The sequence below is a fragment of the Pseudomonas sp. R62 genome, assembly GCF_000257605.1.
GTDB classification, from domain to species: domain Bacteria; phylum Pseudomonadota; class Gammaproteobacteria; order Pseudomonadales; family Pseudomonadaceae; genus Aquipseudomonas; species Aquipseudomonas atacamensis.
In genome coordinates, this window is the sequence record NZ_JH635999.1 from 422,994 (window position 1) to 432,899 (window position 9,906).

Sequence of the window (9,906 nt, forward strand, 5' to 3'; positions counted from 1 at the left end):
GGTCGGTGCGGGTCTGATACTTCGAAGCGCCCATCATTGCCGGCGCCTCGGAGGCTGTGAAGTGCTGAGCGCGCAATGCGTGCCACTCGGCGGAGCCTTGAGCTACGTTGTGAATTTTCATGCTGCGTCTCCGTCGATGGCTTTGAGGTTCTGGATTTTTTCGATCTGGGCCGGGCTGAGCGTGTACTTGCTGCTGATGGTCGCGATCAGGTGTTCTGGGCTGGTTCGGTTGGCATCAACCAGTGGCTGCCATTTGGCGATGTTCTCTTTCAGGAGATCATCGGAGTAGGGCGGAAGAGCTTCGGGCTCAGGCTCTTGCTGCCGCTGCGGACTCACATCACGCGGCGCCTCTTCGAATGTTTTGCCTTCCATTTCGTCGGCCGTTGGCGCTGATCCAACCTCGGGGAACGCCTTGCGCAACGCTTGAGCCTCAGCGCACTTGGCCAATTGGGCGAAGGCGCGGCGCTTCCACATGGTGTTTGGGGCAATCGTGTCCTTGCCGGCCGTTGCGTAGTTCTCAAGCCAGCGCTCGTTTGCGGTGAACTCGGCAACGAGGCCGTTCGACATTTGGCGCTTGACGGTCACCCGGCACCACTCTGGATAGGTGACGTCCACGCCGCCCAGCTTTGCGGTAATAGGCGGCCCGTATTCAGGGTCGCTGATACCTGCGTACTGCCCAGTGCGCGCGGCCTGGATGCGATAAAGACCAATGCCGGGCATTACCGTGTCCTGCATCTTTTTCGCTTTGGTGTTCCAGATCGGCACGATGTGCACAGGCTTCAGCATCGGGTCCAGATGCGCGGCCTGGCAGTAAGCCAACACCATCACCACAGAGTTCTTTTCTGCGCCCGGGTAGAGGCTGTTGCTCAGCACCTCAACAAGTGCCGCCTCAGACATCGCAGGCAATTGGTCTTCCTGCTTCATTACTGCGCTCACGGGAAATCCTTGCCGCGACATGCGCAGCGATTGAGTGCTTGGGTTATTGAGCTTTTGCGAATGCTTGAGCCATTGCCGTTTGCGGACCTGCCTGCTCGACGACTTTTTCCGCCGCGAAGCATTCGGCAAGATCGAACCATCCGAAGTGGCAGACACCTACATCGATGCCCATCTTCTCGGCCAGCCACTGGTAAGCGCCGGTTCGAGTCATGCCGGCCTTCTTCATGTGGTCGTGGAATGCCGCCTTGCTTCGGTTCCGCAGGACTCGCAACTTATCGTCGGCAAGCGTGCCAAGCGGGATATCCGTTTGTGGATGCAGGCCGACGTAAGCGCGGCAGCCTCGACACAGGTAGGCGTAGGGCCAATCGCCGAAGCTGTGACCTCGGTAAATTTCCGAGTTGCAGACCAGGTGCACGTCATCACCGCAATAGCGGCAGTCCGCTGGCGCGGGGATTGGGTTCTTCACGCGTTTGAGTGCGCGTCGGCTGACGTGAGGCAGCGGAGCAGGCGCAGCAATGCGCTCGGGGGCGTTCGCCCGAGGATCGAGTGGCATATCGGTATTTCCTACTGTGTGACGCGATCGGCGAGGGCGCTGAGCAGCATCAGGAAGGTGTAAATCGAGAGGACTCGAAACGAGCCGCGCCGAATCAGGATGCGGCGTGCACGCTGAAGGCTGGTCATCGGAACACCTGGTAGGTGGTGGAGCGCGGCACCTGGCACACGCTGGACGAATCGCGAGCCGCACTGTATGCAGCCATAACCACCAGCAGGCCAGCGGCAAGACACCAGAACATGATTTTCATGGCCGAACCCTCACAGCGATGCGGCCTTGTTTGATGGCCGCCGCCAGTGGAGGAGGGAGCGCCGAAACAGGAAGCTCACGAGGGATACCAGCGCCGACAACCGCGAGGCTGCGTTCAATCTCTTCCAACTGCTCATCGAGAAGCGTTTTTACCGGTGCGGTTGTCATGCTGCTGCTCCTTGCGAGACGGAGGCGTTGTAGGAGGCGTAAATCTGATCGATGCGTGCGCGGTAGTGACGGTGCTCGTTGTCGTCAATGGCACGAAGCATGAAGGCCAGGGTGATGCAGGATGTCGCGGCGGCGCTGGCGTTGGGCTTGCCGAGGTCGCGGATCATGTTGCTGATCTCGCCTTCGATCCAGGTCACCGCCGTTTGATGGTCACGCTGCTGGATGTTCATTTGAGCCCCCAGAATTCGCCGTAGGCGACCACCGCTGCCGCAACTCGCTTCGCCCGCGCCTTGCGGTCGACCAGCTCTTGAGCTGCCATCAAGGCCTGACGCTCTGTGCGTTCTTGCGCTGCGGCTTCGTAGTCGTGAAAGTCTTCAACCTTCGGCGCTTTGGGGCGCCCCCATTCATCAAAGCGCCGATCCCACTCTCGGGCCTGCGCACTGTCTGCATAGCTGGTTGCCATGGTCGCCTCCGTGGTGGCGGGTGTTGATCCAACAAAACTCGGATGCACTCATCCGCTCCGCTGGTTGCCGATGGGCGCGGAGGGGAGTGCATTCGGGTGGTGTCGGGGGAGGGTGACTAACTCTGCGCGCCAGCGTCTATCCAGCTCCGCACAAAGAAGTAATAAGGACGTTACGTGGTTCGAAAAGCGATTTTACTGGTGCTGATTGCCAGCCTGAGTGGGTGTATGGCAACCGCCATGCGCATGGACTATGACAAGCACCGGTGCCCCTACATTGGCGTGCGATTCGACTGGTGGTTGGTGGGTACCTCCAAAGGAAAGCTAATTCCCTTTTTGCTGATCGACGCGCCGTTTTCTCTGGTGGTCGATACCGTCTTTTTCCCATTCGAATATCAATACAGCTGCAACCTTTGAGCTATCGGTTGTCCGCATCGGGGTGTGATCTGGCCGGGGCTGATCTCCGGCTTGCATGTCATTCATTCCGCGGGATATCTCCGCTATGCCGTCATGCGAACGGCATCGATTTGTCAAACCGACTTACTTCGTCGCGCTCTAGCTTGCGCATTCAGATCACACCCCGATGCGCACTCATAGAGAGGATCGGGTGGTTTCAAGGCAGCTTTCAGCGTGACCACCCACGCTCTCAACCATCGCTGCATAAGGGCAGTTAACGACAGGCTGTCGTGGAACAGATCCATGCATTCCGTTTCAAGCGCTGCAAATGACAGCTACGCGGTTTGCAGCGGGACCTGATCATCTTTCAGCATCAATCCGCGCTCAGCACAGAACTGAATCTCTGCGTCGTATCCAGCGCGATTCAGAACCTGCTGACCGTTTCGGTCGTAGATCGCTCGGTGGTGGCCGACGCCGCTCTTGCGCGGCATTCGCTCAACCGTGTACCCATGGCGCTGAAAGCAGCCGTTAGGGCTGTTTGGGTCTGGCATCGTCTTGCCCTCGGTTGTTTTCCCGTCTGGCCCTGTCGCCAAGGCCAGCCAGTGAAATCAGTCGTTGAACCCTGGCTTGTCACCGAGCCGTTTTTGGCGCTCAGCCACCATCGCCTCGGAATAGTCGAAAGCGGCAATGGCGATTTCCTCGGGTGAAGCAGGGGTTGAGCGAGCAAGAAGCCCAAGCATCGCGGCGATGGCGATACATTCTTTGTCTTCATATTCAGCGCGAGTCATGTTGTTGCTCCGTTCGGTTGTTTTCCCAATGCACCCGTCACCAGGTGCATCAGTGAAAAATTCCGTGTTACTCCGCACCCGCTTACCAGGTCATTCCCTCAGTTCGGTCAACACCTCGTCCGCCGTCGCAGTGGGCTGCGCGTGGGCAGGCTTTCGGGCCTGTCGGATCGCCGGTCGCCGGTAGAGGCAAGTGCGGTTTTGTTCATCGGTTTACTGACCTCCCACCGATGGAGCCGGGAGTGACCTAACCGGACTGGCCGGGTAGTCGTTCATGGCGCTGGTTGTTAAAGAGCGGTGGGTCTGTTGAGGCCCTTCGCAGTAGCTGTGTGTCGCTGCGATGAGTGAAATATAGGTAAACCCATATTTTATGTCAATGGGTATGCCCATAAATGTCTGTATTCCCATATTTTTTGGCCGAAAAAAAGCCTGCGCTTGGCAGGCTTCATATAGCGTTGATGCTATTTAAACGGTCTGCCGCTCCAAGTCAGAACCGCAATACCGGCATTCTTGGCGGCGGCCTTGATGGTTTCCGCGCAGAAGGGGCAGTCTTTCATTTCTGATACGGGCTCAGGTGCCCGTTGTGTCGATTCCGGAAAACCACTTGCCATTGCGAACTCTATGGGGCTAGGCCTGCTCAAAGCCCAGATAAAAGCAGCGACCCAGCCGATAAAGGTCCAGCCAGCGAGAAGATTTAGCGCGAATATCGGTGTGGCCTTGGGATGTTCCCCGACAGCGCAGATTGTCGGGTAGAAGTACAGCGCGATCGCGCTCGGAAAGAAAACGATGCTTGCGACCATCGCAAAGCCGTTGGAGCCGCTCCCAATCAGGTAGCTGATCAGGCAAACAATCCCGAGCAAAATCAGGCCTACTATCTTCATGGGTTCCCTCCATCAATTGAGCTGAGATTTTACCATTCGTGGCTGTGCGCCACCATCTTCCCCACCGTCAGTCGCCCCCACTGAACGGCAGCGCTATGCGGGATCTCTATCGCTGCAAATCAACTAGGTACTCGTGATGAACAAGGATTGGGAAGCGCAGGCTCTGTCCGCCTGGCGAAAATTACTCCTAGAGCGGAAGTCAGGATGGACGCCGAGGAGCGGTTGTGACGAACTGCTGAAGCCGGCGGACGAATATATGCGCGCCAGCATGATTGGCGGCGATGGCTGGCGGGAATTGGTGGAGAAGGCGACAGCCTTCTGGGCGCACTCGGTTGAGGGATTTGAGGATTGGAAGTAGGGGAGAAGCAGGAAAAGAGGCTGATGGCTCTGTGAAATTTAATTAGTAAAATGCCCGCAAGACGCGGGCATTCAAAAAATATTAATTCAACACAATTTCGAATGACTTTTTGAACTCAAATCCATCGATACTCATGCTTAGATTGTGTATGCCTGATTTTTTGAATTTTACGTTAACAAATTTTCCGGCAATAACTAAAAGTTTTGTTTTTTGATCTTTTGGGATGGGTACGATGCCTTCCGTTAATACGTCACCGGTAGGGCTGGTAATCTTTATTTCAGCTTTTTCTGAATCGGCTAGTCCCTCGAACTCTCCATAAGCAGCAAGAGTATGAAGTGCATGGTCCTGATCTGATGCTTTATCAAGTGTAATAGGGTTGTGCGTTATGCCCATTAATGAGAACTTATCGTTAAGCTCTGCTCTAATGTCGTCGGCAATTATAAGCGTATAATTGGTGTTTTTCTTTTTCATGGTAATCTTCCGCCACTGAATTCAAAATTGATTGCGCTTGAGTTAGCCGCGTGGCTAGATGAAGGCTCTGTCATTGTAGGAAAAAAAGCAGTTTGTGCAGCAATTACAACATCCTTGATAAATGACAGTACTGGAGATTCCACCACCTTTTCTGGCTCAGTGGATTGGATATATATCTCAGTTTGTACCGAAGCAAGGGCCCTGCGCTGCTCATCGGCCTTGACTAGGGTATCTATCAAGGCGGGCTTAACGTCTAGAACCCTAAGCATGTTATCAACAGCCACTGACTGTTTAATGATGCCGGACTCATACTTTGAAAAGGCGTTGCCGCCTCCTCCAATAATCGCGGATGCCATCCGTTGCGAAAGTTTTAATTTTTTTCTTATTCTAAAAACTTCGTGCGTAGGCAGAAGTCCATCAACCGCGCGCTGAAAGTTCACGGCAAGTAATTTGTTTTGCTTTGTTTGATTGTGCGTTGCTACAGAGGATCCGCAAACGTCACATTTCGAACTTTCAAAAGTGTCCGCCATGCATTTAACATTTTTATAGCTAATTTCCCTGGAGAATTTATAGCTATGCAGATGACCTTCACAGCATACGGGGCATATGTCTAAATTGTTCATAATTTATCTCTATGAACTGAAAAGAATAGTATCATCGAACCTAGTTTGTTTATTGAGAACTTCAAATAATAACTACATTGACGAACATCTCTTTCCGAGGGAAGCTTCTCAGCTTTCCGAATTCGGTACGAATCAGCTTCGAACCATGGGCTGTCAGGCGAAAATTTACACCATTCGGAACCGTTGTAATGTCTCTGACTAAGAGACATAACCAAGTCCGCCAGATCTTGCTCGTCCATGCAATAATCAATCATCTCTCCTGATCCATCCTCTGTGGCGACGTGAATGCCCTTGTATCCCTTCGCGCGGATCAGAGCATGCACAATCGTCAAATCGTGGCATGGGCCATCAGCAATTTTCCGCTCTGCATCGGTTGGATGCGGCCTGGATGGTGGCAGGCGTTTGCCAGTATTAACCATAATGGGTACAAACGCTAGACATTGCTTGTATCTTCCTTGTTCCCTTAGCAATCCAAAAAACACTAGGCTCGTCGGATTTTCCCAGTCAAAAGTTAGGTGAAACTGAATTGTATGATGGCCTAGTGCTAGGCGTCTAATCTGCCTTGAAAAGGAGAGCAGATGCCATCAGCGCGAGTACATCGCCCACCAGAACACATGCCCCAGAATCGAGATCTGTTGCTCCTGGATCTGCTGGAACGTGTAGTCCTCATCCGGGTGCTCGTCACGGTTGAAGCTACGCAGGCGAAGACCGGTAGGGATGCGATAGACCTGCTTCACGCGAAGCTGGCCGTTGTGGTTGATTGCGTACATCTCGCCGTCGACGATATCGCTCAGGGAGTTTTTCCCCACGTTCACGCCGACGGTGGCGCCGTCGCGCAGCACAGGCACCATGCTGTTGCCACCGACCTTCACGCACTTCGCATTGCTGAACTGAACGCCGTTGTGGCGCAGGTCCTTCTTGTTGAAGCGCAAGCGTGAGTTGGCGCTTTCCTCAATTGCAAACCTGCCAGATCCGGCCGCCAGTTCGACTTCATGAAGGAAGGGGACGTAGACCTCATCGTCATCGAGTGGGGTTTCGTCATCCCAGGTTTCGATGCTGCCAAGTTTCACGCTGGGCTGGATGCGTTCAGCCTGATGATCAGACACACCCTTGATCATGTCACCGATACCTTCAGCCAGCCACATCGGGGACACGCCACATACAGAGGCGATCTGGGCTGCGAAGGCTGTAGCTTTCGATTTTCCCCTCTCCAAATCGGAGATCGAGGTCTGTGTGAGTCCGGCGCGCTCAGCAAGCTCAGTCTGATTGAGCTTGGCGTGGCGACGGGCTGCTTTGAGTCGGTCTTTAAATTCCATCCGTGAAGTATTACGGGCGCTCCCATACCCTTGCAAATCGGTATTCCCATAACCTACTATATGGGTATTCCCGTATGGAGGGGCATCATGAACGCAATTTACAAGGGCCTCGTTGACTACTTCGGCACCCAGGAGGCCACCGCCGAAAAGCTCAAGGTTGATCAAAGCACCGTTTCCGGCTGGGTTCGGGGGAAGCACGGCATGTCTCCGGTTATTGCCAAACGAGCGGAGGCGTTGACCGAAGGTGCTTTCAAAAAAGAAAACCTGTGCCCGTCGTTTCCTTGGGCCGAGATGGCCGCCTAAGCGACATCCCTGTCCGCCAATCCGTTGAAGCCAGATTAGAAGAGAGCAGTCCCTATGGAAACGTCCAGTCCAAGACATAGCGCCCAAACCCGCGACCAAGTGCTGGTCGCCCACGCTCAAAACCAGATCGCACGCACCAGCTTGAGCCAGGACGATTTCGCCCAAGCCCTGAGCCGGGAGATCTGCCTGCGAGTTCCCGCCGCCAAGATCTTTCAGTCAAAAGTCCCAGACTTCAATGAGTTGGCGCGCCTGAACGATGTGGGCGAATTCGTGAAGGCGACAGGCCGCTGGTTAAAGCGCGTGCAGCGCTGGCTCTCGGGCGATCAGGAAATGCCGTCTTGGCTGGAAGAGGCCTGGGTGAATGCACTGGAGCCTGAGTTTCGCGACAACTGCATCAATGAGTTGGCCGGTCGCCACGGCCTGACTGGTGCCCGCCAGATGCAGAGCGATCACTGTGCCAACAGAAGCTTCGGTGCACTGATCCGGGCTCTGGGCGATGTGATCGATACCGGCAGCGAAGTCTTTGATGACCAGGTGATGTGCGAAGAGGACCTGCCGCACCTGCCGGCGTTCGCTGAGCAATGCCGTCAGGTCGAGGCTCGGGCGGGGGAGTTAGGACGGAAGGCCGAGACCCTGCTTGCGAAACACAAACCGAATTTGAAGCTTGCCTGAATCGCAGGCACAAAAAAGCCGGGATTGCGCCCCGGCTAATTCATTAACACTTGATGAGGCCGATTATGCATAGCCAACCTACTTCAAGCAATACCCCCAACAGTGTCGCGACACGTTTTTCGAATTCTGAAAACGCGTCGCGTACCACGATGTCCTCCCGCGAGATCGCTAACGTCACCGGCAAGCGGCACGCCAACGTGAAGCGGGACATCGCTGCGATGCTGAAAGAGCTGAAATTAGATGTACTCAATTTTGAGCACATCTATCTAGACGGTCAAAACCGGGAGCAGGTCGAATACATGCTCGACCGCGAACACACCGACTGCCTGCTCACCGGCTACAGCGCCCCGATGCGCATGAAGGTGATTCGCCGTTGGCGGGAGCTGGAGCAGCAGCAGGGCGCCCGCGAGCAGGTTCTGCTCAATGGCACGAAGGTCGTCGGCGAGATCGCCATCATGGAGTGCTTCACGCGCCTGCTGAAACCCGCGCCATCTTGCCAGATGGCCATGCTCACGAAGATCGCCCAGAACAACGGGCTCGATCCGAAGTTTCTCCCAGGCTACGCCGTCGACTCTGCACCTGATGCCGCCGGCGGCTCTTCGATGCCCACCAAATCGGCCACGGCCTTGCTGAAAGACAACAGCATCCGCATTGCGCCTACAGCATTCAACCGCGCACTGGCCGCCAAGGGTTTCTTCAAGCAGCTCCAGCGCAAGAACTCCAAACAGGAAATGGTCGACTTCTGGTCGGTGACTGAGAAGGGTCTGGCCTACGGCAAAAACCTCACCAGTCCTCAATGCCCCCGCGAAACCCAGCCTCACTGGTACGTGGATCGTTTCCCTGAACTGGCCAAACTGGTCGGGAAGGCCTGATATGCAATTCACCGTCACGATCAATCAGGTGAAGGCGTTGGAGTGGGGGCTGAATTCTCAGCAGGCCCTGCTGTTCGCCTTCGTCTACGGCTGCCCGAGCTGGACCAAGCCAATCAAGACTGACGACGGGATCTTCTTCGCGCTGAGCAAGGCCAAGATCATCGAGGAGCTGCCACTCCTCACCGACAAGCCAGACACTGCTTACCGCTTGCTGAAGGCTCTGGAAGAAGCCGGTTTGATTGAGCTTTCCAGTACATCGAACATCACTCTTTTTCGCCTGACCGAGAAGGCGATCGAGTGGAATCAGAAGCTTGATGGGTCGGAAAAATATCCGACCCCACCAAAGAACGAAGGTCGGAAAAAAATCCGATCTAACTCGGAAAAAAATCCGAGCAAGGTCGGAGAAAAATCCGAGCAAGGGTCGGAAAAATCTCCGACAAATCAGGATACCAATCATCAGGGTACCAATCAGGATACCAGTCAGGACTTGCAAGGCAGCCCGGACAAGCCGGCCCGCAATCTGGTTCTTGTGGTTGATCGCACCGATGCGCCACGGGTCGAGATTCCCGCTGACATGCCAGGCCCAAAAGACCAGTCCTGCAAAACCTTCAAGGTCTGGGCGAACTACGCCATGGCCTACCGCAAGCGCTACAGCACTTGGCCCGTGTGGAACGCCAAGGTAGGTGGCCAGCTCGGTCAACTGGTCGACCGCCTCGGCGCCGATGTAGCTCACCACGTCGCCGCCCACTTCCTGAAAACCAGCGATGCCGCCGTTCTGCGCAAGTGCCACAGCCTCAACGAACTGCTGGCCAACGCCGAGAGCTACCACACCCAGTGGGTGACCGGTCAGCGCATCAACGGGA

At 55.2% G+C, this 9,906-nt stretch carries 16 protein-coding genes; 6 read left to right on the forward strand and 10 right to left on the reverse strand.

All coding sequences use genetic code 11. The features are described from left to right. Positions 1 to 117 precede the first annotated feature (117 nt). From bet to OQK_RS20215, 5 genes are all read right to left on the reverse strand, one after another. Positions 118 to 924 (reverse strand): phage recombination protein Bet, encoded by an 807-nt coding sequence (gene bet / locus OQK_RS20200; RefSeq protein ID WP_016773969.1) that lies wholly within the window; start codon positions 922 to 924, stop codon positions 118 to 120. Between the two features lie 55 nt (positions 925 to 979). Beyond that, positions 980 to 1,489, reverse strand: a complete 510-nt coding sequence (locus OQK_RS20205; protein WP_016773970.1) for a zinc-finger-containing protein — start codon at positions 1,487 to 1,489, stop codon at positions 980 to 982. Between the two features lie 246 nt (positions 1,490 to 1,735). Continuing rightward, positions 1,736 to 1,906, reverse strand: a complete 171-nt coding sequence (locus OQK_RS30815; RefSeq protein ID WP_016773973.1) for a hypothetical protein — start codon at positions 1,904 to 1,906, stop codon at positions 1,736 to 1,738. Beyond that, positions 1,903 to 2,136 carry a hypothetical protein gene (locus OQK_RS20210; RefSeq protein ID WP_016773974.1) on the reverse strand — a complete coding sequence of 78 codons (234 nt, stop codon included), beginning with the start codon at positions 2,134 to 2,136 and terminating at the stop codon, positions 1,903 to 1,905. Before OQK_RS20210 ends, OQK_RS30815 begins: the two co-directional genes overlap by 4 nt. Further along, positions 2,133 to 2,369, reverse strand: coding sequence for a hypothetical protein (locus tag OQK_RS20215; RefSeq protein WP_016773975.1), 237 nt, complete (start codon positions 2,367 to 2,369; stop codon positions 2,133 to 2,135). The genes OQK_RS20210 and OQK_RS20215 overlap by 4 nt, the downstream gene beginning before the upstream one ends. A 174-nt stretch (positions 2,370 to 2,543) precedes the next feature. Between OQK_RS20215 and OQK_RS20220 the strand changes: the two genes are divergently transcribed. Then, complete coding sequence (locus OQK_RS20220) at positions 2,544 to 2,783, forward strand: YceK/YidQ family lipoprotein (RefSeq protein ID WP_038861465.1); 240 nt, start codon at positions 2,544 to 2,546, stop codon at positions 2,781 to 2,783. A 587-nt stretch (positions 2,784 to 3,370) separates the two neighbouring features. On the opposite strand, the gene OQK_RS20225 is transcribed toward OQK_RS20220, so the two are convergent. Together OQK_RS20225 and OQK_RS20230 are read right to left on the reverse strand one after the other, a co-directional pair. Next, a complete protein-coding gene (locus OQK_RS20225) occupies positions 3,371 to 3,550 on the reverse strand; it encodes a hypothetical protein (RefSeq protein ID WP_016773978.1) in 180 nt (59 codons plus the stop codon). 458 nt (positions 3,551 to 4,008) lie between these two features. Further along, the gene (locus OQK_RS20230; protein ID WP_016773979.1) at positions 4,009 to 4,428 is read right to left on the reverse strand and encodes a superinfection immunity protein; all 420 of its coding nucleotides are present in this window, start codon (positions 4,426 to 4,428) and stop codon (positions 4,009 to 4,011) included. 136 nt (positions 4,429 to 4,564) lie between these two features. On the opposite strand from OQK_RS20230, the gene OQK_RS20235 reads away from it, so the two are divergent. After that, entirely contained in the window at positions 4,565 to 4,786 is a 222-nt protein-coding gene (locus tag OQK_RS20235; RefSeq protein WP_016773980.1) for a hypothetical protein, read from the forward strand. 81 nt (positions 4,787 to 4,867) lie between these two features. Here the strand turns inward: OQK_RS20235 and OQK_RS20240 are convergent, their stop codons facing one another. The 3 genes from OQK_RS20240 to OQK_RS20250 form a co-directional block, all read right to left on the reverse strand. Further along, on the reverse strand, positions 4,868 to 5,257 hold the full coding sequence (locus OQK_RS20240) for a hypothetical protein (RefSeq protein WP_016773981.1): 390 nt from the start codon (positions 5,255 to 5,257) through the stop codon (positions 4,868 to 4,870). Further along, on the reverse strand, positions 5,254 to 5,880 hold the full coding sequence (locus OQK_RS29455) for a type II toxin-antitoxin system MqsA family antitoxin (protein WP_081489875.1): 627 nt from the start codon (positions 5,878 to 5,880) through the stop codon (positions 5,254 to 5,256). The genes OQK_RS20240 and OQK_RS29455 overlap by 4 nt, the downstream gene beginning before the upstream one ends. Before the next feature lie 584 nt (positions 5,881 to 6,464). Beyond that, the gene (locus tag OQK_RS20250; RefSeq protein WP_038861466.1) at positions 6,465 to 7,196 is read right to left on the reverse strand and encodes an XRE family transcriptional regulator; all 732 of its coding nucleotides are present in this window, start codon (positions 7,194 to 7,196) and stop codon (positions 6,465 to 6,467) included. A gap of 87 nt (positions 7,197 to 7,283) precedes the next feature. On the opposite strand from OQK_RS20250, the gene OQK_RS20255 reads away from it, so the two are divergent. The 4 genes from OQK_RS20255 to OQK_RS20270 all read left to right on the forward strand — a co-directional run. Further along, positions 7,284 to 7,499, forward strand: coding sequence for a YdaS family helix-turn-helix protein (locus OQK_RS20255; protein WP_016773984.1), 216 nt, complete (start codon positions 7,284 to 7,286; stop codon positions 7,497 to 7,499). A gap of 54 nt (positions 7,500 to 7,553) precedes the next feature. Continuing rightward, complete coding sequence (locus OQK_RS20260; protein ID WP_016773985.1) at positions 7,554 to 8,171, forward strand: hypothetical protein; 618 nt, start codon at positions 7,554 to 7,556, stop codon at positions 8,169 to 8,171. 149 nt (positions 8,172 to 8,320) lie between these two features. Further along, the gene (locus tag OQK_RS20265; protein WP_016773986.1) at positions 8,321 to 9,043 is read left to right on the forward strand and encodes a Rha family transcriptional regulator; all 723 of its coding nucleotides are present in this window, start codon (positions 8,321 to 8,323) and stop codon (positions 9,041 to 9,043) included. Position 9,044: 1 nt separating this feature from the next. After that, on the forward strand, positions 9,045 to 9,906 hold an 862-nt coding region (locus OQK_RS20270), incomplete at its 3' end, for a hypothetical protein (protein ID WP_016773987.1).

Bases quoted from the DNA above. Each gene is read 5' to 3' on its own strand.
- OQK_RS20240 (WP_016773981.1), bottom strand. From the start codon at position 5,257: ATGAAAAAGAAAAACACCAATTATACGCTTATAATTGCCGACGACATT.
- OQK_RS20255 (WP_016773984.1), top strand. From the start codon at position 7,284: ATGAACGCAATTTACAAGGGCCTCGTTGACTACTTCGGCACCCAGGAG.
- OQK_RS20210 (WP_016773974.1), bottom strand. From the start codon at position 2,136: ATGAACATCCAGCAGCGTGACCATCAAACGGCGGTGACCTGGATCGAA.
- OQK_RS20230 (WP_016773979.1), bottom strand. From the start codon at position 4,428: ATGAAGATAGTAGGCCTGATTTTGCTCGGGATTGTTTGCCTGATCAGC.
- OQK_RS20265 (WP_016773986.1), top strand. From the start codon at position 8,321: ATGTCCTCCCGCGAGATCGCTAACGTCACCGGCAAGCGGCACGCCAAC.
- bet (WP_016773969.1), bottom strand. From the start codon at position 924: ATGAAGCAGGAAGACCAATTGCCTGCGATGTCTGAGGCGGCACTTGTT.
- OQK_RS29455 (WP_081489875.1), bottom strand. From the start codon at position 5,880: ATGAACAATTTAGACATATGCCCCGTATGCTGTGAAGGTCATCTGCAT.
- OQK_RS20260 (WP_016773985.1), top strand. From the start codon at position 7,554: ATGGAAACGTCCAGTCCAAGACATAGCGCCCAAACCCGCGACCAAGTG.
- OQK_RS20205 (WP_016773970.1), bottom strand. From the start codon at position 1,489: ATGCCACTCGATCCTCGGGCGAACGCCCCCGAGCGCATTGCTGCGCCT.
- OQK_RS20250 (WP_038861466.1), bottom strand. From the start codon at position 7,196: ATGGAATTTAAAGACCGACTCAAAGCAGCCCGTCGCCACGCCAAGCTC.
- OQK_RS20215 (WP_016773975.1), bottom strand. From the start codon at position 2,369: ATGGCAACCAGCTATGCAGACAGTGCGCAGGCCCGAGAGTGGGATCGG.
- OQK_RS20235 (WP_016773980.1), top strand. From the start codon at position 4,565: ATGAACAAGGATTGGGAAGCGCAGGCTCTGTCCGCCTGGCGAAAATTA.
- OQK_RS20225 (WP_016773978.1), bottom strand. From the start codon at position 3,550: ATGACTCGCGCTGAATATGAAGACAAAGAATGTATCGCCATCGCCGCG.
- OQK_RS30815 (WP_016773973.1), bottom strand. From the start codon at position 1,906: ATGACAACCGCACCGGTAAAAACGCTTCTCGATGAGCAGTTGGAAGAG.